Source organism: Allopusillimonas soli, from assembly GCF_004153445.1.
In the GTDB taxonomy this organism is placed as follows: domain Bacteria; phylum Pseudomonadota; class Gammaproteobacteria; order Burkholderiales; family Burkholderiaceae_B; genus Allopusillimonas; species Allopusillimonas soli.
On the sequence record NZ_SDQC01000004.1, the window covers coordinates 401,577 to 423,056 of the forward strand.

General features: G+C 57.9%; 23 protein-coding genes. 16 read left to right on the forward strand and 7 right to left on the reverse strand.

The genetic code is table 11. The annotated features are described in order from the left end of the window. Nucleotides 1–6: 6 nt before the first annotated feature. From ykgO to ERD78_RS14740, 3 genes are read left to right on the forward strand one after another with little or no spacing between them, the layout of a single operon-like run. Nucleotides 7–153 carry a type B 50S ribosomal protein L36 gene (gene ykgO / locus ERD78_RS14730; protein ID WP_129970067.1) on the forward strand — a complete coding sequence of 49 codons (147 nt, stop codon included), beginning with the start codon at nt 7–9 and terminating at the stop codon, nt 151–153. Further along, nucleotides 153–1,277 carry an NAD(P)/FAD-dependent oxidoreductase gene (locus tag ERD78_RS14735; RefSeq protein ID WP_129970068.1) on the forward strand — a complete coding sequence of 375 codons (1,125 nt, stop codon included), beginning with the start codon at nt 153–155 and terminating at the stop codon, nt 1,275–1,277. The genes ykgO and ERD78_RS14735 overlap by 1 nt, the downstream gene beginning before the upstream one ends. Continuing rightward, a complete protein-coding gene (locus tag ERD78_RS14740) occupies nt 1,271–2,239 on the forward strand; it encodes an arsenic resistance protein (protein WP_129970069.1) in 969 nt (322 codons plus the stop codon). Before ERD78_RS14735 ends, ERD78_RS14740 begins: the two co-directional genes overlap by 7 nt. Nucleotides 2,240–2,289: 50 nt before the next feature. On the opposite strand, the gene ERD78_RS14745 is transcribed toward ERD78_RS14740, so the two are convergent. Genes ERD78_RS14745 through ERD78_RS14760 form a run of 4 tightly spaced genes read right to left on the reverse strand, consistent with a single transcriptional unit; the run spans nt 2,290 to nt 6,318 of the window. Then, a complete protein-coding gene (locus ERD78_RS14745; protein ID WP_129970070.1) occupies nt 2,290–3,261 on the reverse strand; it encodes a tripartite tricarboxylate transporter substrate binding protein in 972 nt (323 codons plus the stop codon). Nucleotides 3,262–3,311: 50 nt separating this feature from the next. Further along, the gene (locus ERD78_RS14750; protein ID WP_180029215.1) at nt 3,312–4,184 is read right to left on the reverse strand and encodes an amidohydrolase family protein; all 873 of its coding nucleotides are present in this window, start codon (nt 4,182–4,184) and stop codon (nt 3,312–3,314) included. Nucleotide 4,185: 1 nt separating this feature from the next. After that, complete coding sequence (locus tag ERD78_RS14755) at nt 4,186–5,385, reverse strand: CaiB/BaiF CoA transferase family protein (RefSeq protein WP_129970071.1); 1,200 nt, start codon at nt 5,383–5,385, stop codon at nt 4,186–4,188. A 45-nt stretch (nt 5,386–5,430) separates the two neighbouring features. Next, nucleotides 5,431–6,318 carry an HpcH/HpaI aldolase/citrate lyase family protein gene (locus tag ERD78_RS14760; protein ID WP_129970072.1) on the reverse strand — a complete coding sequence of 296 codons (888 nt, stop codon included), beginning with the start codon at nt 6,316–6,318 and terminating at the stop codon, nt 5,431–5,433. A 147-nt stretch (nt 6,319–6,465) separates the two neighbouring features. Here ERD78_RS14760 and ERD78_RS14765 point away from each other — a divergent pair, with 147 nt between their 5' ends. The 12 genes from ERD78_RS14765 to ERD78_RS14820 all read left to right on the forward strand — a co-directional run bounded on the left by ERD78_RS14765 (nt 6,466) and on the right by ERD78_RS14820 (nt 18,583). Further along, nucleotides 6,466–7,371, forward strand: a complete 906-nt coding sequence (locus ERD78_RS14765; RefSeq protein WP_129970073.1) for a LysR family transcriptional regulator — start codon at nt 6,466–6,468, stop codon at nt 7,369–7,371. Beyond that, a complete protein-coding gene (locus ERD78_RS14770; RefSeq protein WP_167668947.1) occupies nt 7,349–8,248 on the forward strand; it encodes a LysR family transcriptional regulator in 900 nt (299 codons plus the stop codon). The genes ERD78_RS14765 and ERD78_RS14770 overlap by 23 nt, the downstream gene beginning before the upstream one ends. Nucleotides 8,249–8,382: 134 nt before the next feature. Further along, entirely contained in the window at nt 8,383–9,168 is a 786-nt protein-coding gene (locus ERD78_RS14775; RefSeq protein ID WP_129970075.1) for an alpha/beta fold hydrolase, read from the forward strand. Between the two features lie 83 nt (nt 9,169–9,251). Further along, complete coding sequence (locus ERD78_RS14780; protein WP_129970076.1) at nt 9,252–10,235, forward strand: Bug family tripartite tricarboxylate transporter substrate binding protein; 984 nt, start codon at nt 9,252–9,254, stop codon at nt 10,233–10,235. Between the two features lie 217 nt (nt 10,236–10,452). Continuing rightward, nucleotides 10,453–11,712, forward strand: coding sequence for an alpha/beta fold hydrolase (locus tag ERD78_RS14785; RefSeq protein WP_129970077.1), 1,260 nt, complete (start codon nt 10,453–10,455; stop codon nt 11,710–11,712). A 24-nt stretch (nt 11,713–11,736) separates the two neighbouring features. After that, nucleotides 11,737–12,636 (forward strand): VOC family protein, encoded by a 900-nt coding sequence (locus tag ERD78_RS14790; protein ID WP_129970078.1) that lies wholly within the window; start codon nt 11,737–11,739, stop codon nt 12,634–12,636. Nucleotides 12,637–12,671: 35 nt separating this feature from the next. After that, nucleotides 12,672–14,363, forward strand: coding sequence for an AMP-binding protein (locus ERD78_RS14795; RefSeq protein WP_129970154.1), 1,692 nt, complete (start codon nt 12,672–12,674; stop codon nt 14,361–14,363). Continuing rightward, nucleotides 14,350–14,841, forward strand: a complete 492-nt coding sequence (locus tag ERD78_RS14800) for an acyl-CoA thioesterase (protein WP_129970079.1) — start codon at nt 14,350–14,352, stop codon at nt 14,839–14,841. Before ERD78_RS14795 ends, ERD78_RS14800 begins: the two co-directional genes overlap by 14 nt. Then, complete coding sequence (locus tag ERD78_RS14805; RefSeq protein ID WP_129970080.1) at nt 14,838–15,998, forward strand: FAD-dependent monooxygenase; 1,161 nt, start codon at nt 14,838–14,840, stop codon at nt 15,996–15,998. The genes ERD78_RS14800 and ERD78_RS14805 overlap by 4 nt, the downstream gene beginning before the upstream one ends. Nucleotides 15,999–16,023: 25 nt before the next feature. Continuing rightward, the gene (locus ERD78_RS14810) at nt 16,024–16,998 is read left to right on the forward strand and encodes a Bug family tripartite tricarboxylate transporter substrate binding protein (protein ID WP_129970081.1); all 975 of its coding nucleotides are present in this window, start codon (nt 16,024–16,026) and stop codon (nt 16,996–16,998) included. A 16-nt stretch (nt 16,999–17,014) separates the two neighbouring features. Further along, a complete protein-coding gene (locus ERD78_RS14815; protein WP_129970082.1) occupies nt 17,015–17,779 on the forward strand; it encodes a maleate cis-trans isomerase family protein in 765 nt (254 codons plus the stop codon). Nucleotides 17,780–17,881: 102 nt separating this feature from the next. Next, nucleotides 17,882–18,583, forward strand: coding sequence for a TetR/AcrR family transcriptional regulator (locus tag ERD78_RS14820; RefSeq protein WP_129970083.1), 702 nt, complete (start codon nt 17,882–17,884; stop codon nt 18,581–18,583). A gap of 20 nt (nt 18,584–18,603) precedes the next feature. Here ERD78_RS14820 and ERD78_RS14825 read toward each other — a convergent pair whose 3' ends face one another. From ERD78_RS14825 to ERD78_RS20245, 3 genes are all read right to left on the reverse strand, one after another. Next, complete coding sequence (locus ERD78_RS14825; RefSeq protein ID WP_129970084.1) at nt 18,604–19,413, reverse strand: HAD-IIB family hydrolase; 810 nt, start codon at nt 19,411–19,413, stop codon at nt 18,604–18,606. Continuing rightward, entirely contained in the window at nt 19,410–20,228 is an 819-nt protein-coding gene (locus ERD78_RS14830; protein WP_129970085.1) for a DeoR/GlpR family DNA-binding transcription regulator, read from the reverse strand. The genes ERD78_RS14825 and ERD78_RS14830 overlap by 4 nt, the downstream gene beginning before the upstream one ends. 206 nt (nt 20,229–20,434) lie before the next feature. Further along, nucleotides 20,435–20,587 carry an LEPR-XLL domain-containing protein gene (locus ERD78_RS20245; RefSeq protein ID WP_371734600.1) on the reverse strand — a complete coding sequence of 51 codons (153 nt, stop codon included), beginning with the start codon at nt 20,585–20,587 and terminating at the stop codon, nt 20,435–20,437. Here ERD78_RS20245 and phnD point away from each other — a divergent pair. Beyond that, a complete protein-coding gene (gene phnD, locus ERD78_RS14835; RefSeq protein WP_371734601.1) occupies nt 20,517–21,455 on the forward strand; it encodes a phosphate/phosphite/phosphonate ABC transporter substrate-binding protein in 939 nt (312 codons plus the stop codon). The genes ERD78_RS20245 and phnD overlap by 71 nt on opposite strands. The last annotated feature ends 25 nt before the right edge of the window (nt 21,456–21,480 follow it).

Consider the following 21,480-nt stretch of genomic DNA (forward strand, 5'->3'; position numbering starts at 1 on the left):
GCCATCATGCAAGTTCTGTCCTCCCTCAAAGACGCCAAGAAACGCCATCGCGACTGCCAGATTGTGCGCCGGCGCGGCCGTCTTTATGTCATTTGTAAAAGCAATCCGCGCTTCAAGGCGCGCCAGGGCGGTGCCCGCAACAGGCGCGCGTGATGCGGGCGCTGGATGTCGTTGTGGTCGGTGCCGGCGCCGCCGGAATCGGCATGGCGCTGGCGCTTCAGAAAATCCCTCGGCTCCGGTTTGGCGTTCTGGAAGCCGGACGTATCGGAGAGTCTTTTCACCGATGGCCCGCTGAAACACGTTTCATCACGCCTTCGTTTTACAGCAACCCCTTCGGGATGGCCGACCTGAATGCCGTCAACGAGCTGTCCTCGCCCGCAATTTTCTCCGGATCCGAGCACCCCAGCGGCGAACAATTCGCCGCTTATCTCGCATTCCTCGCCAAAGGGCATGAGCTGCCGGTCGTCGAGAATTGCCCAGTGCAACACGTTGCGGCCCTTGAACGCAGCCAAGGCTTCAGGCTTTCAACGCCCCAGGGCCAACTGCGTGCGCGATTCCTCATTTGGGCCACTGGCGAGTACCAATATCCTGATCTCGATCCCTTTCCTGGCGCGCAATGGTGCCTCCACTATGCGCAGGTAAACAGCTGGAAAGCCGTCGCGGGCACGCATCATACGGTCATAGGCGGCTACGAAAGCGGCGTGGATGCCGCCGTCAATCTTGCCGCGCAAGGATGCGCCGTACGGCTGCTGGTCCGCAAGTCTTCCTGGGACCCACAGAGCACTTACGATCCAAGCCTGTCCTTGTCTCCATACAGCCGCGAACGGCTTCACCGGCAGGTCGACAGCGACAGGCTGGAAATTCTCTTTGGCGTGGATGTGATCCGGGTTACGCAGGGCCAGGGTATCGGGTTTCGTGTCCATGCCTCCGATGGTCGTTACTGGGATGTCCCACAGCCACCCATCCTTGGCACGGGCTTCGTCAAAGGCGGCGGCGCCCGCCAGATTGCCGGGCTCTGGCAATGGGATGGGGATAACCGCATTGTGCTTAGCGAAGCCGATGAATCCACACGCACGCCGGGGCTGTTCCTAATCGGGCCCCAGGTCAGGCACGACACGCGCATCTACTGCTTCATATACAAGTTCCGCCAGCGCTTTGGCCTTATCGCGCACAGCATCGCCCAGTGCCTTGGCCTCGATTCACAGGCGTTGCAGGTTGGCGTGGGCGCATGGGGTCCCTTCGGCAATAGCGAGTGCTGCGAAGGCTGCGAATGCTGATGCGCCCGGCGCATCTTGCCCAAACCGGCGTTTCCTTTTTGCTGTTGGCTGCGGTGTTTATCGGGGCTGCGGTTGGACAGGTGCTGCCTGAAGCTGGACGCTGGCTGGGCGGGCACATCGATGCCACCTTGCTGGCACTCATTTTTCTATTGTTCTTTGGCGTACGTGCCGACGCTGTCGTGACTGCATTCAGAAACCTTCGCTTTATCGGCGTGGCGCTGTTGGTCAACTTCCTGCTCGTGCCGCCAATAGGCTACGGCATTTCCCGCCTTTTTCTGGACATGCATCCATGGATGCAGATAGGGCTGGCCATCTACTTTATGTCGCCGTGCACAGACTGGTTCCTGGGATTCACGCGGCTGGCCGGTGGCAACGTGGCCTTGGGTGCGGCGCTGATACCGTTGAACATGGCCGCGCAATTGCTGCTGTACCCCTTTTATCTCCAGTTGGTTTCCCACAATGTAGTGCATGTAGACGCGGCAGTCATCAGCGATACGATGCTGCGGTGGTTTATGCTGCCGTTACTGCTGGCTGTGGTGCTGAGCGGCTTGCTGTCTACCTTGCTTGGTCTCGATACCTTGCGCCGCTTGCAGCGGTATGCGGACAAGGCCGTACCCCTATGCCTGGCCCTACTGGTGCTGGAAATATTTGGCGCCAATGTGGCTGTCATTCAGACACATGCGATGGTTTTCACCCGATTGCTGGCCGCCGTTTTTGTGTTCTTTGCAGCAACTTACCTACTAAGCGAAGCCGTAGGCCGCATTTGCCGCTACTCCTACCCCGAACACGCCCTGCTTACAATGACGGTCGCCGCCCGCAACGCGCCACTTATGCTTACCGTAACCATGGCGGCGCTGCCTGGTCAGCCATTGATCTACGCGGCACTGGTCATGGGGATGTTGCTCGAGTTTCCTCATCTTACCGTCCTCACACGCCTGCTGCTGCGCGCTCGGCCGCGCTGATATCGACAGCGCGGCCTCCAACGGGCACTGGGCTGGCCTGGCTACTGCTTTCAGTCCAGGGAGATATGGTTTGCCTTCACCACGTCGCGCCACCTTTGCTCCTCGGAATGAAGGAACGCCGCGAACTCTTCCGGTGTGCTGCCGACGGTGGTAAGACCGAGATGGCCAAGCTTTTCCTTGGTCTCGGGATTCTCCAGTGTCTCCTTGATGAGGTTGTACAGCTTATCTTTGACTTCATCAGGCGTGCCCTTGGGAAGAAAGAATCCATTCCATTCGTAGACACTGAAGCCAGGGACGCCAGACTCTGCAACGGTGGGCACGTCAGGCAGCTCGGGCATACGCTTTTCCGAGGTCACAGCCAGAGCACGCAATTTTCCGGAAGTGACATAGTTGAGGCTTGAGGCTGCATTGGCAAAATAGGTTTCCACGTGGCCTCCCATGACATCCACCATGGCCGGTGCGCCCCCCTTGTAGGGAATATGCACCATCTCTATGCCGGTATTCTTCTTCAGAAGCTCGGCAGCCATCTGGGCCAGGCTTCCAGGGCCGTACGATGCATAGGTGTGCTGGTTGGGCTCCGCCTTTGCCGCTGCGATAAGATCGCCCAACGACTTATAGGGCGAATCTGGCGCCACCACAAGAATATTGGGCACTACCACGGCCTGAGAGACCGGGATGAAATCCTTGTCCGCGTCATAGGGCAGCTTTCGCAGGACCGGGTTGATGGCGAAGGACGACGCGTCATAAAGCACGGTGTAGCCATCCGGCGCCGAGCGGGCAACCTGGGCCGCGCCAATGGAGCCGCTGGCGCCCGCCTTGTTCTCGACCACTATGCTTTGTCCCGACACCGCTTCCATGCCGTGAGCAATGATGCGGGCGGCATTGTCGGCACCCCCGCCCGCTGAAAACGGCACAATAAGCGTGATCGGTTTGTCGGGGTATCCGGCGGCATGGGCCGCGGTGCCGCCGAGCGCAAGCGTGAGCGCGGCGAGCCCCGCGAAGGTGAAGGTTTTGAGTGTCATACTGTATCTCCCTGGTGTAGATATTGTGAGTACTACTGAGTAAGCGACGATTATTCGTCGTCGAAGCCATAAAGACGGGCGGGGTTGTCGACCAGGATACGTTCAAGCACCTGCGAGTCGCCGCACCAGCGCGCAAGCAAATCAAAAAGCTCCGCATCATCCGGCTTGCGCGCCGGCTCGGTCACATGGGGCCAGTCGCTCCCCCATACCAGACGCGTGGGAGCCGCCCTGATCCAGGCACGGGCAATATCGTCAACGTCGTGGTAGCCACCCATGCCTTGCCGGGTGTTTAGATAGGCGCCGCTCAACTTGAGCCAGGCTCGCCCATCCTCCAGCAGGCGCCGTACGACGCTGAATGCGGGATGTGATGTCCCTTCCGCCAAAGGCAGCCTGCCCAGGTGGTCAAAAACAATCTGGCCTGGTAGCCGCTGCAGCATGGCCGCGTTCTCAACAATCTGGCTGGCGGTCCAATGCAGCTGCAGATGCCAGCCCAAGGTCTGCACTCTGTGGGCAAGCGCTTCAACGACATCGAAGCCGCCAGCGTTTTCATTCGGCGCGTGGAAACTGAAACGTATGCCTCGAATGCCGCCCTCATGCAAGGCATGAAGCGCTGTGTCATCGATATCCGGAGCAATCACAGCAATACCACGCGTATCGGCAGCGCCGAGCGCGGCGATGGCGCGCAGGGTAACCGAGTTATCGGTGCCGTAGACGCGCGGCTGTATCACGACCGTCCGTCGTGTGCCAAGCAGCGCCTGTATCTGGCGGTACTGTGCGACGTCGGCATTTTCCACGGCCGCTGCTCGCCTCTCCGAGCCCTGTTCGTAGATATGGATATGCGCGTCGCAGGCATCTGTGGGCGCAGCCGTGTTCGGCATACGAGCCGCCGCGGAGTTGGGAAAGTTTTTTGAGGCGGGTGCCATGTCAATGCCTATCGTGCAGGAGATCTGCTTCCGCATTGATCTGATCGGCATGCTCGTTGAGCATGGGCGCGGCGAAGGGCTCCGGACCCGGCGTGCGCCCGAAGACCATCGCCCGCTTGAAACCACGATAGCGCCCCACGACAGGGTGCTGGTAGACGGCAATCATGTCCTCGGCTGCGACTTGCGGGAAGTCGAACATGTCCTCGACCGTGCGGGCGGCCGCGCAGGGTACTTCGTCGCCGAAGCGCGCTTCCCACTCCAGCGCGCTGTACGCGCGCAGCGCCTCATGCAGTCGGGGAACTATCTCTGCTTGATGTGCCGCGCGTTTGCGCACGCTGTCGTAGCGCTCGTTGGCTAGGATATCGGTCATGCCGGTCTTTTCACATAACGCTTTCCAGAAATGCGGCGTATTGGCCGAAATGTACAAATAGCCTTCCCGGGTGGGATGGATGCCGGTAATGCCGCCGGAGCGCATGTCGCGCCCCTTGTCGCGCGGCTCGGAATCAGCCCAGACCAGGCGGGCCGATTGCATCGCAAGTGCTGCACGCAACAAGGAGACGCCGACATACTGCCCTTTGCCGCTACGCTCACGCTCATACAGGGCCGAGGAGACGGCGCCCGAAAGCAGCGCTGCGGCGTAGTAATCAACGACCGACCCATAAAGGACTTCGGGCGGGCCGTCTTGTTTTCCTTGCAGCACGCACATGCCGGTAAGCGTCTGTAGAACTTGATCGTAGCCTGCCTTGGTGCGCAGTGGGCCCTCGTCGCCATAACCGGTCAGGGCACAGTAGATAAGACGGGGGTTGATAGCGCACAGTTGCTCGTAATCGATGCCCAGCCTGGCCGGTACGCCCGGCCTGAAGTTATGCACCAGCACATCCGCGGATTTGACAAGGGCACGCAGACGCTGCAGACCTTCATCCTTCTTGAGGTCCAGCACGATGCCCAGCTTGCTGCGGTTGACACCCAGGAAAGCGCGGCTTTCATCCTCCAGGGTGGAAGGATACTTGCGCAAATTGTCGCCGGCTGGCGGTTCTATCTTGATGACCTGGGCGCCTTGATCCGCCAGCAGCGCGCAACCATAAGGGCCGGCGATATATGCGCTGAGATCCAGCACGCGAATGCCGGTCAGGGGACCCGACGCGCCGACGCGCTCCGGCAGATGGGACACAACGTCTTGTTTGGTTTCAGTGTTGGGCATAGACATGAAGCTGGAAATGAATACGGTATGAAGTCGGCTTGTGTTTCAGCCGTTGTGCCGCAGTGCCTGCGGCAGCTCTCCGATGGCGTGCAGCAGCGCCTCGGCGCGGCGGACAAAGGGGGCATCGATCATTCTGCCGTCCACGGTGTAGGCGCCCTTGCCTTCCTTGCGGGCCTGCACCTCGGCCGCCAGTACGCGCCGCGCAAACTCGATGTCGGCTTGCGACGGTTGAAATACATTGTTGGCCAGCTCGACCTGACTGGGGTGTATACAGGTCTTGCCCACAAAGCCCATGCGTCGTGCCAGTTCCGCCTCAGCCGTGTAGCCTTGTTTGTCCGCGATATCGGAGTAGGCCGCGTCGTACGCATAGATGCCTGCCTCCCCGGCTGCCATGCTTACCGTAAACATGGCTTGCTCGACGGCGCTCCGGCTACATCGGTCTATGCCCAGCGGTTCAAACAGATCCGCCAAGCCCAGTTGCAGCCCCACAACGCGCTCATCCGCGGCAGCCAGTTCGGCCGCCATGCGCAAGGCGCGGGGCGTCTCGATATTGAGCAGGAGGCCGATCGTGTTCGTGAGGCCTTGTGCAGTTTCCTGCCCGGCCATCAGCGCCGATATCTCGCGAACCGATGCGGCGCCGTCGGGCTTGGGAAGATTGACGACATCGACCGCAGCGTGCGTCACGGCACGTATATCCTCCTCGAAGTAAGGTGTGTCGGCCGCGTTGACGCGAACAATCACTTTCTTGCCGTTTTTCATATCGGGGGTGCGCGCCAGTTCATCCAGCCAGGCGCGCACTGCCTGCCGGGCCTGCAGCTTGCGGTTCGGGCTGACCGAGTCTTCCAGGTCTAGCGATATCGCGTCGGCCGAGCCTGCAAAAGCCTTGGCAAAGAGTTCGGGGCGGGAGCCGGGGACAAAAAGCTTGCTGCGCATAGTTTCGAGTTCATAAGACAATCAGGACAGTCTAGGGGCCCCAAGAGTTAAAATCCACTAATGTTATGTATATTCAAAAGATAGATAATCCTTCTTTTCGATCTGCATACAAGCACCTTCCGGTGCGTTCCGCATCGAGAAAACCGCATGGAAACCGACTTTCTGAAAACCTTCACGCGCATTGCCGAGCTTGGCTCCATGGCCGAAGCAGCGCGGGACATGGGCCTGACGCCCGCCGCCGTTGCTCACCAGATCAAGGCGCTGGAGAAAGACCTGGGCGTTACGCTGATTGCACGTTCCGGTCGTACTGTGGTGCCCACTGCGGCAGGGTACCGCCTGCTTGAGAAAGCCAGACCCGTCCTGGCGGATATGAATGGCCTGCGCGCCCTGGTCCAGGAGTCCGCCATGCAGGGAGAGCTGCGGCTTGGCGTCATCAATTCCGCGCTGCACACACTCATTCCCGAAATGCTCGAACGCTATTGCAGGAAGTACCCCGACGTTCATGTGCATGTGCATGCTGATGTCTCGCCGCAACTTCTGCATCAGTTGCAGGAAGACATCATCGATCTGGCCGTTTGCCAGCATCCCGCCTTCGATTTGCCCAAGACCCTGGGATGGTCCTTGCTACGCGAAGAGGCGCTGATCGTGATTGCGCATAAATCATTACAGCGCGAGCCGCCCCTGCATCTGCTGAAAACGCAGCCATTCATTCGCTATGACCGCAAACTGGCCGGAGGCAGGCGGGCCGACGCTTTTCTTCGGGCACATCATATCGAGCCCAAGGCAAGTTTCGAGCTGGACTCGCTGCTTGCCATCGCACTCATGGTAGACCGCCGTCTTGGCGTCTCCCTGATCCCTGATTTCCGCTCCCCGCTGACCGCCACGCTGGATATTGCCGCTTTGCCGCTGGAGAATACCGGCAAGGCGCGCGCATTCGGCGTTCTATGGAAGCGGGAATCGCCGCGCGGCATGCTCGTACAGGCCATGGTGGAGCAGGCGCGGGAAATGGCTGTCAAGTATGGGGAGGCGTATGAATATCAAGGACATCAGTAGCTTTCTGGCTGTAATTGAGGAGAAGTCTCTGCTGAAAGCCGCTGTAACGCTGGGCATAACGCAGCCAGCCTTGAGCAAGCGTATCAATCGGCTGGAAGATGAATTAAGTGTGAAGCTGTTCGAACGAAGTCCCTTCGGGATGGTGCCGACAGCTGCGGCGCGGGCGTTCTACGAACATGCAGTCAGGCTCTCGCGAGAGTATGGCGAGGCAATGCGTGTGGTCGGTGAAGTCGGTTTCGCCGAAAAAGCGACAATACGGGTGGGTACCACACCCACCTGGGACAGGCTCGTCAACGAGGCATTGAGCCGCTATTTGCAGTGGCGCCCTGCGGCACGGCTTTACTTCACCGTCATGCTGTCGGATATGCTGCTCGGTGCGCTTGCAAAAGGCGAAATTGACTTCGCAATCATAACGGCGTTGGAAATTCCTCCAGAGTTTAATGCTGTATGTATCTTCAAAGAAGACGTGGTGCCGATCGTCCGTCAGGGGCACGCATTGAGCCATGCCGACAGCCAATTGAAGTTAGCGGACTTCCTGCAAGAAAAATGGATTTTGCCCAGGCCAGGCATACACCCGCGTGAGGAGATCAATAAGCTCTTCGCAAGCCATGGTCAGCCCTTCCCTCAGGTACAGGTCGAGATCAATGGCATCAACGCATATAGCATATTCAATCTTCTAGCCAAAACGAATCTGGTTAGCCTATGCCCTTCATCGCTATTACCTACAGCGGCGTCGGCCGGACTGGTCCCGCTTGTCGTGCCTGAACTTAGCCTGGATTTTTTTCTGTACCTTGTCACCCGGCAGGGGGCTAAAGCCTCACCGAATGTGGAGTCTTTTATCTCTCATTTTCTGGAATCAATCTCCCGAGAGCCGTGACGCGTTCGAGGCTATCGATCACCGTAGTGGTTATAGCCTACCCTGATTTTGTTATATGGGTGCATGCAGACGCATCACTAGAATGGTGTCGAAAATTCATCATCCTGATGTCTTTGAACTTGAAAGGGTATTCCATGCCATTCGCTAATGCATCTGACGGCGTGAGTATTTATTACGAAACTCATGGAGAAGGGCAGCCAATCATTTTTATTCACGGAGGCGGCGGAAACACGCTGGTCTGGTATCAGCAGGTGCCCTATTTTTCGAGGAAGTACAAGGTCATCACCGTGGATCTTCGAGGATTCAAGCATTCAGTATGCAGCCCCGACAGAACGCTCCCCCAGCATTTCTCAGAAGACATGCTTTCTGTGCTGGACCATGCTGGCGTGGAAAAGGCTGTCTTTGCTTGTCAATCGCTCGGCGCATGGGCTGGTTTGCCGGTTGCTGTCCATCATCCGGAGCGTGTCCAGGCACTATTCATAAGCGGATCTCCCACGCCCGCCTACTCGCCCCGGACATGGAAGGTGCTGGAGGATGCCGCTCGCACCTTTGATTACAAGCAGGCTGATATGCGAGCGACTGGCATAGGGTGGAATAAGGCGAACTTGGAGAGTCGGCCGGAGCTGCTTTTTCTCTATAGTCAGCTGAAAGGCTTGAATCCTTCCGGGTTTCGCGCGGAAACGATGACCGCCGACGAGGTTCGAATATTGCCCGAACATTTTCGTGGTTATGCCATACCTACCATGGTGTGTGGCGGCAGCCACGACGACTTCCTCACACCGACATTGCACGAAGATGTTGCCAGGATAATTCCGGGCGCATCGGCCCACACTTTTGTAGACGCTGGGCATTCTGCTTATTTTGAAACACCTGACGAATACAACAGTGTTCTGCAGGCATTCATCGACCAGTACGGTTAACAACCGACGCACGTCATCGACCCTGAAATTCGCGTGGATGGACTGTCGGCCATGGCGCGGCGGCAGCCAAGGAGGATTCAATCATGAAAGGCAATTATGCTGTGCGGATGGCCATTGCGGTCATTGCATGGGCAGTTTCAATTCCGGTTTTTGCACAAGCCGAGACTGCTCCCAAGATTATCAAGTTCATTGTTGCCAGTTCGGCAGGGTCGCCGATTGACATCATTGCCAGAAAATTGGCGGACGTGATTTCGAAAGATATGGACTCGCAAGTGATTGTGATGAACAAAGGGGGGGCGGGTGGCACTATAGCTGTAAAAGAGCTGCTCAAAGCCCCTGCTGATGGCTCAGCATTCTTGATTACCACGGACTCGGTGCTTACAGCGCCGTTTCTCATAAAGGACGCGGATTACAATCCTTTGGAAAGCTTTTCATACATCAGCAAGGTAGCGGCCGCCGGTGCTGTTTTGATCGCGAATGTGAATGTTGAAGCTGACAACCTGACGGAATTGGTAGCGCATCAAAAAGCGAGCAAAAGCCCTCTTGCATACGGCTCATGGGGAATTGGAACTTTGCCAGTCCGTGTAATGAGCAGTTTGGCCGAGCGGGCCAGTATCAGTATGGAAGAGATTCCGTATCAAGGTTCGCCTCCGGCCATTCAGGACTTGCTGGGTGGACATATCCCGCTGACATTTACGGGGGCGAATGTTGCCGAACCGCTGGTAAAGCAGAATCTCGTTAAGGCCCTGGCAATTGTCAGCGACAAACGATCCATGTTGTTGCCCGATGTTCCGACGTTTAGCGAGTCGGGATACCGGGATTATATTTTTTCCAATAAGGCCTGGGTGGGCGTTTTAGGGTCCGCCAGGCTTTCACCAACCGTCGTGCGTCACATGGACGGCGTCATCAATGCGGCGTTGAGCACCCGTGCCATGCATAACTTCTTCTCCGATATCGGTTTCGACGTCCTGGCGCTGGGGCCAGACGCGTTCAAAAAAGAAACGGAGAAGGAGTCGCATGTTCTGCGCACTCTGCTTCAGGACAAACTGAGTCTAACGCCCCAGTAAATACGGCTGTCCATTCGTTCCATTCCACGCTTGCTTCGTCGCTAGTCCCGCCGCCTGCCCTGGGAATCCAGGCAGGCGGCTGTGTATTTCAGCCAGATTTTTACAATTTCAATTGTCTTTAGTGTCAAATACTAGACGTTTATATTGACATAAACGTCAAAAAACAGTCTAATAAGACAAATCATCTGATTCTGGGGCGATCATCAAGGAGACAAGCATGGCCAGCCGGAACACTTCCCATCTGATCACTGCCGGGTTTCTCAATACGGACTGGAACCCGCGCGATGTGCCTGCAAGCACAGTCACACGCAACGTCGTGCTGCGTACTGCCGATGGTGCGGCCACCTCGGGGGCGCTTTACCAGCCGTCAGGGGCGCGGCCTGACACGGTTGTCTGTGTTATGCACCCACGCGAGTTCATGGCGTGCCACTACCTCATCCCTGACATCGTTGCCTCGGGCATGGCGGCGTGGTCGCAAGGCTCGAGATCCATCGGCAACGACTTGAGGCTGGAGCATGAAACTGCGCTTCAGGACGTGGCGGCGGGCCTGCAGTTTCTGCGCAGCCAGGGGTTTCAGAAGATTGTGTTGCTGGGCAATTCGGGCGGGGCGGGCCTTTATGCCTTCTATGCGCATCAGTCGAGCCTTGCGCCATCAGATCGCATAAGCAAAACACCGGGCGGCAGGCGCACAGCTTTGGATGCGTTGGACATGCCGAAAGTCCAGGGTATGGTGCTTATCGGTCCGCATCCTGGCCAAGGCGCGCTATTGGGAAACTGCATTGATCCTTCCGTTGCCGACGAAAACGATGCGTTGTCCGTCATACCCGAACTGGATCCATTGAATCCGGACAATGGCTACGAGCCGAACGGCGAGGCCCGGTACAAGCCCGAATTTATAGCCCGTTACAGAAGCGCCCAGATGGAGCGGGTCGCACGTCTGGATGACAGGGCGCTTCGGATGATCAAGGAACGCCTGTCTGCCCGCAAGGTTGCCAAGGACGCGGAGGAGCCAACGCAAGCTCAACGCCGCCTGGCAGCGCATACGCCGGTCATGACAGTCTGGCGTACCGATGCCGATCTACGCTGCCTGGATCTGAGCATGGATGCCTCTGATCGGCACGCCGGATCGTTGTGGGGCGCAAACCCCTACGCCTCCAACTACGGCGCTGTTGGGTTTGCCCGATTCTGTACGCCTGAAAGCTGGTTGTCGACCTGGTCCGCCAGATCCTCGAACGCGAGCATTGCGCGCTCCGCCCCAAGCATCACCCAGCCTACGCTGATTGTGGAATACACCGGAGATCAAGCCTGCTTTCCTGGCGATGTGAAGGCGATCCGGGACGCGATCCCCGCAGTCGATAAAACACACCTGCGCATACGCGGAGATCACCATGGCCGAGCACTGGCCGACGGAGAGGAACCGGGGCGCTATGCGGCTGGCCGTGAGCTGGGTTCGTGGCTGCGCGAGCGCTTCCTCTAGAAATATGCCTTAGGAGAAAATGCAATGAATTCAGTTTCAAACCACGAGCCCCGACTGAAGCTGCATGGCGTCGATCATACGGCCCGTCCCACTTGGCGGCTGCGTGAGACAGTCACCTTCTATCGGGACATTTTGGGGCTGCCGCTGGTGCATGTCATTTCAGCGCGCGGTTGGGGCCCGGAAACGCATCCCGATTTCCTGCATTTTTTCTTCGACAGTGGCCAGGGCAGCACAATTGCCTTCTTTTACTACCTTGGTTCCAAAGAGCCAGCCGCGCTGCAAGGGCGTAATCTCAAGCGGCCCGTACCCGAAGACCATGTGTTCGACGCCACGCATACAGCCTGGCTCGTTCAGAGCCAGGACGAGCTCCGGCTCTGGAAGAAAAAGCTGGAGGACGCCGGGCTGGATGTGTCCGTCGAAACGCGGCATGAGGTGATTGAGTCGGTTTATGTCAGGGATCCGAACGGTTATTTCATCGAGTTCACACGCAAACTGCGCCCCCTGGGCCGCGTGGATTCCATTGACGCCGACCTGACCATACAGGCGGCCATGCAGGAGGAAGACACAGCGCGCTCCGCTGGCGCTCTGGTTCAAAGTATTGACGATATCTGGGCACGCAAGGCCGTTCTTCTTGAGGAGCACCTCGCGCTTGGAAGCCCGGATTCCGCACCAGGGGTGCGTATCTTTGTGCCGCGCGTGGCGGAGTTTTCCTCCCTGATCGAGGAGGCGTCGGCACGCGGAGACTGCAAGGTGGTTGATACCGAGTTCTTCCAGTGTGTGGAATCGGATACGACCCTGGAGTTTCAGCGCAGGAAACTGCGCCTGAAGCCCGCCGTGTGGTATGGACTGTTCACGGGGGGCGTCAAGGGGACGATTGAAGTGCTGGATCGGGACAAGGTCCGTATTGCACCCGTAGTGCGCTAGCCAGGTGCCATATAAAAAACGTGGAGGAGAGCATGATGCGGGACATTCGATACCCCATAGAAGGCGTAATCTATCATCCAGAGGAACGGGCGCGAGGGTACCTTGAGCGGAGCGTCTGGCGGCCCCAGACAGTGGGTGGCGTGCTCCGTGAAACTGCCAGCCGGTGCCCAGAACGCACAGCGCTGATTACGGATGAAGGCAGTCTTACATTTCGTGAATTGGACGAACTGACAGACCGATTGGCTGCGGCCATGCTGAGGCTTGGGTTGCGCGCTCCCGATCGTGTCATTTTTCAGATGGGCACGACAATCGAGACGGCGCTGGCATTGCTGGCTTGTTACAAGGCAGGGATTGTCCCTGTTTGTTCCTTGCCTCAGCACAGGCAACTCGAGATTGGCGCACTGATTCGCCAGACCGGAGCGCGAGGCTACTTCGTGCAGGGTGATTTCGGTCGCGCCGATCTGCCGGATTTCGCGGCTCAGATGATGGCTGATTATCCCGGCGTCGAGCATCTCATCGTGGCGCGGGGCAGTGCATCGCAAACGGGTCATGCCATGGGATCCATGATTGACGGCATGCCTTTGCTACAGGCCAGGGAGCAGCTGTTCGGAAATGAGCCGGGCTGTGAAGACGTGCTGAGCTTCCAGCTTTCAGGCGGAACAACGGGATCGCCGAAGATCATTCCGAGATTCCATGCCGAATACCTGGCCCACGCGCTTGCCTGTGCCCGCCGCTATCGACTTGATGAGACGGAACGCATTATCTGGGCCTTGCCCCTTCTACACAATGCTGCCCAAGTCTACGTTCTTATGCCTGTAATCGCCATGGGTGTTTCCGCTGTCCTGATGCCCAGAGTCGACGTTCCGAGAATGATGGAGCTCATTGATCAACATAGGGTGACAAGAGCCATGTCGATAGGCCCGATCGCGCCGCAGATCATGGCCTATCCTGATCTTGCCCGCCATGATCTCTCGTCTTTGCGGCTGTTTATTACCATGAGTGCGGCCGATCATCTGGAGAGACATCTTGGTGTTCCGTGCTCCAACCTCTTCGGTATTACCGAAGGCCTATTGCTTGGATCGCCTGCGGACGCGCCAGACTACGTACGCCATCACACCCAGGGTAAATCAGGCTGTGTCGAAGATGAAATCGTTCTCCTTGAGCCGGAAAGCGAGACCCCGGTAAAGCCTGGCGAAATGGGTGAACTATGTTTTCGTGGGCCGGCAACATTACCGGGATTCTTCAATGCTCCGGATGCGAATGCGCGCTCGTTCACTGCCCACGGCTTCTATCGTACCGGTGACATGATGACCGCGCATGTCGTGGATGGAGATACCTTCTACACATTTGGAGGCCGTCTGCGCGACAACATCAATCGCGGTGGCGAGAAGATCGGTTGCGAGGAAGTGGAAGCGCTGATCAACACGCACCCCGCGGTTTCGGAAGCGCGATTGGTCGCCATGCCCGATCCCGTTTATGGCGAAAAGGGTTGCATCTTCATCATCCCCAGGCCGGGTTCGCTGGCTCCCTCGGTGCCGGAACTGGGGGCGTTTCTGGTCGAAAAAGGGCTGGCCAAGTACAAGTGCCCAGAACGCGTAGAACACATCGATGCCTTTCCTGTGACAAAGGTGGGAAAGCTTGACAAGGCTGCGCTACGCACGCGAATAGCGCAGGTGCTCAATCGCGAGGCTGCAATGCGGCGGGAGTCGGACGATGACCAAGATTGAGTATGTGCTCCAGGAGACGCCGTTCATCGTCCGTCGCCGTGTCAAGTGGGGAGATTGCGATCCCGCAGGCGTGGTCTACACGGTCATGTTCGCGGAGTACGTCATATCCGCCGCCGATCTGTTCTATGGCCGGCTCCTGGGCGGAACGCCGCAGCGCATCAAGGACAGCCAAGGATTCGGCACGCCGACACGCGCACTGACTTTTGATTTCCGCGCTTCGGTTTGGCCCGACGACGACCTTGATGTACGCGTGACCGTGGAGGATGTTCGTGACAGGACCTATTCCTTGTGCTTTGAAGGCAGCGTGCAGGAAAAAGTCGTCTTTGAGTCGAAGCTGACACCAATTTGTGTGGCGCGAGGGGAGCGGCGCGCCATCTCCATACCTGATGTGCTGCGCACGGCGCTGCTTTCATATCGGCAGGATTGCTGCCAGGGCAACCTCACGAGCAGTCCAAGACGTAAAGGAGTACAGCCATGAAAATTGCCGTAATCGGTGCGGGCCCCGCAGGCCTTTACTTTTCCCTGTTGGCGAAGAAGCACAACCCTGAACACGATATACATGTGTATGAGCAGAACCCTCGTGGAGCCACCTATGGCTGGGGCGTTGTTTTCTCGGATGTCGGCCTCGCGGCGTTGCGGGAGGCGGATCCTGAGTTCTTCGACGATTTTGTTGCCCATCACGAGCGATGCGACTACATGGAGATTATTCATCGCGGCACGCGCGTTCAGATTCAGGGCAACCATTTTTCCCGCACTGCACGGATAGACATGCTGCGAGTGCTGGAAAAGGCATGCCTGGAAGCCGGCATAGTCATTTCCTATGAGCATCGCGTCGAGGATGTAGAGCGCCTTGCATTGGAATCAGACATGGTTGTGGCGGCGGACGGCAGCAACAGCGCCACGCGTACACAGTATGCAAGCCATTTCAAGCTGAGCTTTGAGCATCGCAGGAACAAGTTCGCATGGTACGGGACTCGCCAGCGGTTTCATCCTGTGTCGCTTATTTTCCGCGAGTCCGAACATGGCCTTTTTATCGCTCATAGCTATCAGTACAGCAAGGATCTGAGCACCTTTCTCGTCGAGGTTGACCCCGAAACCTGGAAACGTGCCAGCCTGGATACAGCGACGGAAGCGGAGAGCTGCGGGTTCTGTACAAAGATTTTCTCGCCAGATTTGGGAAGCAACGCATTGTTGACCAATCGATCCTTGTGGTTTGAGGCAAAAATCGTTCGGAATGAGCATTGGTCGTACCGGAACATCGTGCTTCTTGGCGATGCGTTGCGCACTGTGCACTTCTCGCTTGGTTCTGGAACACGGATGGCCATGCAGGATGCCATTGCGCTGCAACGTGGCCTGGCGCGGCACCCGGCGGATGTCCGGAAAGTGTTCGCGGCGTTCGAGTCCGAGCGTCGTCCCGCTTCATCGAGCTTCCAGACCGCAGCCGCGCGCAGCCTCGATTGGTATGAAAACGTGGCTTCCAAAATGGACATGGATCCGCTTGCCTTTGCGTATGACTACATGCGGCGAACAGGGCAGGTCACGCATGACGACCTTGCACGGCGCGACCCCGCATTCACAGCGGCCTACGAGCTGGCTTATCCGCATGAATACACCAAGCAGCCAGCTGCTTATTAAATACAAATTGATTTTCGGAGGAGACATGAAAAAAGTAATTGGATCGGCCATATTGGCGATCAGCCTCGCAGCCGGCGCAGCGTACTCGCAAGACCTTCACTATCCCGAACGCCCGGTGCGCGCGGTGCTGCCATACTCGGTGGGTAGCGGGCCAGATGCCGTCATGCGCATGGTGGGGGAGCAGCTTTCATCCAAATGGAAGCAGCCTGTGATCGTCGAGAACAAGCCGGGCGCAAATGGCTGGCTTGCCATTGGTGAGGTAAAGCGTTCTGAACCGGATGGATATTCGATCGTCATCGTGGACAGCACCCACATGACGTTGCAGCCCCATCTGTATCGTGAGTTGCCTTTTGATCCCGTCAAGGATTTTGATCCTGTTGCGCCTATCTATACGACGCATTTCTTTATCGTCGTATCCGCTGACTCGCCCTGGCATAGCGTGGGGGACCTCATTGCGGCCGCCAAGGCCGATCCCGGACGCATCACATACGGCACTTGGGGCATGGGTAGCGTTGCACATGTTGGTACAGCCATGTTCGAATCCAAAACCGGCACGCAGATGATGCATATTCCATTCAAGGAGCTGCCGCAACTCTACACCGCCGTGGCGAACAGGGAAGTGGACTGGGCATTCGGCACTGCGGCTACGGTGCAGAATCTTTACCAAGCCAAGCGCGTCAAGCTGCTGGCGCTGGCCGCGCCGTCGCGGCTGGCTACTTATTCCGATATTCCCACTGTGGCCGAGGCGGGTGGACCGGCTGATTTCGAACTCAAGACATGGGTGGCCGCCTTCGCACCCAAAGGGACGCCAAAGTCCATTACCCAGCAGATCAACGACGGGATTGCCGAGGCTGTTGTCGCGCCGGAGGTGAGCAAGCGATTCGAGACTTTCGGCTTTGATGCGTGGCCTGCCAGTGCCAGAGATCTGGTGCGTGTCCAGCAAAGTGATTCGCTGCGATTTTCGAATGTGGTCAGGCAAGCCCGCATTTCCCTGGATTGAGCCTGCAGGAGTTGTCATGAAACAGCTTTATCGCATTGGGCAAATCGTGCCCAGTTCCAATACCACCATGGAGACAGAGATTCCAGCCATGTTCAGAGCACGGGAATCCGTCTTTCCAGAGAGGTTTACTTTTCATTCCAGCCGGATGCGCATGCACAAGGTTACCCCTGAGGAGTTGCGTGCCATGAACCAGGAAGGACTTCGCTGCGCCGCGGAGCTTGCTGATGCACGGCCGGATGTCATCAGTACGGCGTGCCTGGTTGCCATCATGGCGATGGGACCGGGCTATCACAGGAAAACCGAAAGCGCGCTGCAAGAAGCCGTGCGCACCAACCATTGCGATGCGCAGGTCATGACCTCGGCTGGGGCGCTGATTGAAGGCTTGCGAAGGCTTGGGGCGAAGCGCATATCCCTGATGGCGCCCTACATGCCCGATTTGACCGACCGGGTCGTAACTTACATCGAAAGTGAGGGTGTCGAGGTTGCCGATGCAATCAGCTTCGGAATCCCGGACAACCTGGAGGTAGGACGGCGGGAACCGATGCAGCTTGTCGACGATGTGAAGCGCCTGAATACCAAGAACGTGGATGTAGTGGTACTGTCGGCATGCGTGCAGATGCCTTCGCTTGCAGCGATTCCGGTTGTCCAGAAGCAGATGGATGTTCCGGTTGTTTCCACGGCGGCCTGTACCGTATGGCAGATGCTGCAGCATATGGGATTGCCGGCGATCGTGCCGGATGCCGGCGCGCTGCTGGACCCTGAAAGCGTTATGACTCCCTAGACGGGGATTCTGGCGGACCCTCAATGATCTATGATGTTGTCAAGTGAAACGCTGCTTGGCGAAAAAGACAGACATCGTATGAAAGAAAGAAAGAAGCCCCTGATGCCAGCCTCCCCCCATGGCGGCGGTCACTCGCTCAAAGGAGAACTGCTGCGCGACGCGATTCTTGATGCTGCATCCAGGCTTTTCATCCAACGAGGCATCGGTGGCACCAGTATTCAGGATATCGCCGAAGCCCTGGGGCTTACGCGGACGGCGGTTTATTATTATTTCAAGCGAAAGGAAGACATCCTGCGCACCCTCACCGAAGAGGTCACCATGTCGGCTGGGCGGCTTGCCGCTCATGATACGCTGGATGGCGATCCCATTGAAGCGCTGAGGGCGTGGGTGCGCCGGTATGCAATGCATATTCTGTCGCGGCCGTCGGAGTTTCGCGTCGTGGATCGCAACGCCGCGGAGTTGACCGACGAGCATGGTGCCGCGGCACAAGCTGCCCGCAGGGCGGTTCTGACCAAATTTCGCGAAATCATAGATCGCGGCGTGCATGATGGCCATTTCAGAATGGTCGACGCGCGCGTCTCCGCTTTCAGCCTGATCGGCATGTGCAATTGGACGGCATGGTGGTACAGCGCCGATGGCGAACTTGGCAGGGAAGAGGTTGCCGAGGCCATCGCTGAAATGGCCGTGAATGCTTTGAAACGCGAGGCGTGCAGGCGGCCAGAGGCGGCAACCGTCAAGGAATCACTGCGTGTGCTGCGCGAAGATTTGGCCTACCTGGAGACCATGCTGGAACAACGCGACTGACAGTGCCGATCTCGCCGGCGCTAGGCGTGTGCGGGCTGCTGGCGGGCGTGCAGGACCTGGTTCGCCATTTCGACAAAACCTGCGCCGTGGCCGGCATCGCAGATCCATCGTGGCCGATGGGTCAGGCTATCCAGATGCTGTCTGATGTTTGCCACGCCCACGCTCAGCGCATAGGCGTTGAAAAGCGATTCGTCGTTGGGCGCATCACCAATGAATAGGACCCGGCGCGGCTGCTCGCCGGGGTCGATGCCCATATCTTCGGCCAGGAATTGCGCCGCCATGGAAGCCTTGTCATAGTCGCCAAACCAGGCATTCACATGTATCGAGCTGGCGCGTGCGCGTGCGCCGGCATCTTCGAATACCCTGATGATTCGGGCGATGCTGGACCAGGGCAATGGGCCCACATCCTGCGAGTGATCGACGGCTACGTCTGCAAGCCGATAGGACTGGTCGGCCGCCATGCGCGCCTCCGGGACTTCCTCCAGCGCCTGGCGCGCAATGTCCAACAACCGTTTCTGATCAGCGCGCAACTGCGCCAGCGGCCGCGCGTAACGTTGGCTCAGCCCGCCATTGGGGCGTTTTTGAAATCTGAAGGCGCCGCTTTCCCCAATCACCGCAGTTACTGGCCATGCGCGTACGATGTGATCACACCATCCGGCGCAACCTCCCGTGACCGGGACGACGCGCACTCCATTTGTCTCAAGGCGTTCCAAGGCATCAAGGGCCAAGGCAGACAGCTTGCCTTCCGTCGTCAGGGTGTCGTCCACATCCGTCAGTATCACATCAACCTGGGAGAGCAATTGTGGATCGGCTTCGGCGAGACGGCTCATTTTTTCTCCTGGAGATGGGGCGCGGCGATATCGGACATGTCGGCGCCCGCGGCAATATGAAGTTCGACGCCTGCCTCGTGCAAGGCATGCATCAAGGGCTCGGGTGGCGCCCGGTCTGTGACAACGCCGCTCAAGGCATCCAGCGGCGCCACGATTTCGAGCACATGCAGATCGAACTTCGTGTGGTCCACCAGCAGATAGGCGTGCTCGCAGCGTTCGATCATGGTGCGCTTGACCCAGGCTGCCTGGCGGTTTACGTCCATCACCCCTCCCGCGCTCAGGCCGCTGGCGCCGATAAAGGCGATGTTGGCGTGAAACCGCCCCAGAAATTCAGTGGTGTCCTGCCCGAATACGCCTCCTTCGCGTCCGTTGAATTCGCCCGGGCACACGATGGTTGTGCAGCGGGAAGGGCTCAGTGCGGAGGCGACCGGGTAGCTGTTTGTAATCACTGTCAGTGTTTCCGCGCCGCGCGCCAATTGCCAAGCCAACTGCGTGGTGGTTGAGCCTGCATCCATCATCAGTACCTGACCGTTCGATATGAAGGAGGCGGCCCGCGTCGCAATGCGTGTGCGCTCGTCCACAGTGGCTTGATCGCGTTCGAATATCGAGGGCTGGACCCCCATGGGCTGGGCGACTGCTCCGCCGTGCGCGCGGTTCACCAAACCTCGCCTGCTCAGAGAGTCAAGATCGCGGCGGATGGTTTCGGTCGTAACCTTGAATCGCTCGGCAAGCAAGGCGATGCGCAGATGCGGCGTGTGGCGCAGCGCCTCGAGAATCCGGGCTTGTCGTTCATCTTTGCGTGGTTTGCGGGTCATGGCATGCGAGGCCTGATAGGGGAACGGTTGAGCCGGCTTGACGGAAGCTTGGCGGTCATAAAAGTTGCTTACGCCACATTAGATTGTGATGATAACAACATTTATGCACAAAATTATTGTAAAAAACAACTTTTATTAGTAATCTAGGTTGGCAGACAACAACATTTCGCACGCAGCGATATATATCCATTGATTCGATATGAATATCAGGAGAAGAGAGGAGCCATGAAGATATCTATAGCCGGTATGACCCGTCCCGCCCTGCGGCTCACGTGCGCCGCAGCGTTTATGGCCATGATGCTCCCAGCCGTCAGCGCCGGCGCCGCTGAATGCAGCAACCGGGGTTCGTTGGCCAACATTTATTGCGATGAAAACGACGATCTTGTCGCCGACACCCCCACCGATCCGGACAAGCTGCTGAATCCCGATACGCTGGTATTCGCCTATACGCCGGTTGAGGATCCTGCAATCTACGCCGATATCTGGAAACCCTTTATCGAGCATCTGGAAAAAGTAACTGGCAAGGATGTGCGGTTTTTCGCCGTCCAGTCCAATGCCGCTGAAATCGAGGCCATGCGCAGCAACCGCTTGCACATCGCGGGTTATTCGACTGGCCCTACGCCATTCGCCGTCAATCTTGCGGGCGCCGTGCCGTTCGCCATCATGGGATCGGAAACGGGGAAATTCGGCTATACGCTGCAAGTCTACACACGCAAGGACAGCGGCATTGACACGATGGCCGACCTCAAGGGCAAGCGCGTGGCGCACACTTCACCGACCTCCAACTCAGGCAATCTGGCGCCTCGTGCGTTGTTTCCCAAGCTCGGCCTGACGCCGGACAAGGACTACAAAGTCGTGTATTCGGGCTCGCATGATCAATCCATGCTGGGTGTGGTCGCAGGGGACTATGATGCCGCGCCGGTGGCCTCCGAGGTGGTCGAGCGCATGGCTGAACGCAATCTGTATGATCCCGACGAGGTCAAGATCATCTACGAGTCCAAGCGGTTTCCCACCACCTCGTATACATACGCGCACAACCTTGATCCTGCACTGGTCGAGAAAATCAAGGAAGCCTTCTTCAGCTTCGACATGAAAGGGACGGCGTTGGGCGAGGAGTTTTCCGGCGTGACCAAGTTCGTGCCCATTACGTACAAGGAGAACTGGTCGGTCATCCGCGACATCCAGGAAGCCAACGGTGTGACCTATACAACTGAAAATCTGAAATAACCCCCCCCCTGTGTCGTCTGGCCGG

What these genes read in the sequence shown, in the direction of transcription:
- ykgO (WP_129970067.1), top strand. Translation starts at nt 7, where the DNA reads ATGCAAGTTCTGTCCTCCCTCAAAGACGCCAAGAAACGCCATCGCGAC.
- ERD78_RS14735 (WP_129970068.1), top strand. Translation starts at nt 153, where the DNA reads ATGCGGGCGCTGGATGTCGTTGTGGTCGGTGCCGGCGCCGCCGGAATC.
- ERD78_RS14740 (WP_129970069.1), top strand. Translation starts at nt 1,271, where the DNA reads ATGCTGATGCGCCCGGCGCATCTTGCCCAAACCGGCGTTTCCTTTTTG.
- ERD78_RS14745 (WP_129970070.1), bottom strand. Translation starts at nt 3,261, where the DNA reads ATGACACTCAAAACCTTCACCTTCGCGGGGCTCGCCGCGCTCACGCTT.
- ERD78_RS14750 (WP_180029215.1), bottom strand. Translation starts at nt 4,184, where the DNA reads ATGGCACCCGCCTCAAAAAACTTTCCCAACTCCGCGGCGGCTCGTATG.
- ERD78_RS14755 (WP_129970071.1), bottom strand. Translation starts at nt 5,385, where the DNA reads ATGCCCAACACTGAAACCAAACAAGACGTTGTGTCCCATCTGCCGGAG.
- ERD78_RS14760 (WP_129970072.1), bottom strand. Translation starts at nt 6,318, where the DNA reads ATGCGCAGCAAGCTTTTTGTCCCCGGCTCCCGCCCCGAACTCTTTGCC.
- ERD78_RS14765 (WP_129970073.1), top strand. Translation starts at nt 6,466, where the DNA reads ATGGAAACCGACTTTCTGAAAACCTTCACGCGCATTGCCGAGCTTGGC.
- ERD78_RS14770 (WP_167668947.1), top strand. Translation starts at nt 7,349, where the DNA reads ATGAATATCAAGGACATCAGTAGCTTTCTGGCTGTAATTGAGGAGAAG.
- ERD78_RS14775 (WP_129970075.1), top strand. Translation starts at nt 8,383, where the DNA reads ATGCCATTCGCTAATGCATCTGACGGCGTGAGTATTTATTACGAAACT.
- ERD78_RS14780 (WP_129970076.1), top strand. Translation starts at nt 9,252, where the DNA reads ATGAAAGGCAATTATGCTGTGCGGATGGCCATTGCGGTCATTGCATGG.
- ERD78_RS14785 (WP_129970077.1), top strand. Translation starts at nt 10,453, where the DNA reads ATGGCCAGCCGGAACACTTCCCATCTGATCACTGCCGGGTTTCTCAAT.
- ERD78_RS14790 (WP_129970078.1), top strand. Translation starts at nt 11,737, where the DNA reads ATGAATTCAGTTTCAAACCACGAGCCCCGACTGAAGCTGCATGGCGTC.
- ERD78_RS14795 (WP_129970154.1), top strand. Translation starts at nt 12,672, where the DNA reads ATGCGGGACATTCGATACCCCATAGAAGGCGTAATCTATCATCCAGAG.
- ERD78_RS14800 (WP_129970079.1), top strand. Translation starts at nt 14,350, where the DNA reads ATGACCAAGATTGAGTATGTGCTCCAGGAGACGCCGTTCATCGTCCGT.
- ERD78_RS14805 (WP_129970080.1), top strand. Translation starts at nt 14,838, where the DNA reads ATGAAAATTGCCGTAATCGGTGCGGGCCCCGCAGGCCTTTACTTTTCC.
- ERD78_RS14810 (WP_129970081.1), top strand. Translation starts at nt 16,024, where the DNA reads ATGAAAAAAGTAATTGGATCGGCCATATTGGCGATCAGCCTCGCAGCC.
- ERD78_RS14815 (WP_129970082.1), top strand. Translation starts at nt 17,015, where the DNA reads ATGAAACAGCTTTATCGCATTGGGCAAATCGTGCCCAGTTCCAATACC.
- ERD78_RS14820 (WP_129970083.1), top strand. Translation starts at nt 17,882, where the DNA reads ATGCCAGCCTCCCCCCATGGCGGCGGTCACTCGCTCAAAGGAGAACTG.
- ERD78_RS14825 (WP_129970084.1), bottom strand. Translation starts at nt 19,413, where the DNA reads ATGAGCCGTCTCGCCGAAGCCGATCCACAATTGCTCTCCCAGGTTGAT.
- ERD78_RS14830 (WP_129970085.1), bottom strand. Translation starts at nt 20,228, where the DNA reads ATGACCCGCAAACCACGCAAAGATGAACGACAAGCCCGGATTCTCGAG.
- phnD (WP_371734601.1), top strand. Translation starts at nt 20,517, where the DNA reads ATGGCCATGATGCTCCCAGCCGTCAGCGCCGGCGCCGCTGAATGCAGC.
- ERD78_RS20245 (WP_371734600.1), bottom strand. Translation starts at nt 20,587, where the DNA reads ATGTTGGCCAACGAACCCCGGTTGCTGCATTCAGCGGCGCCGGCGCTG.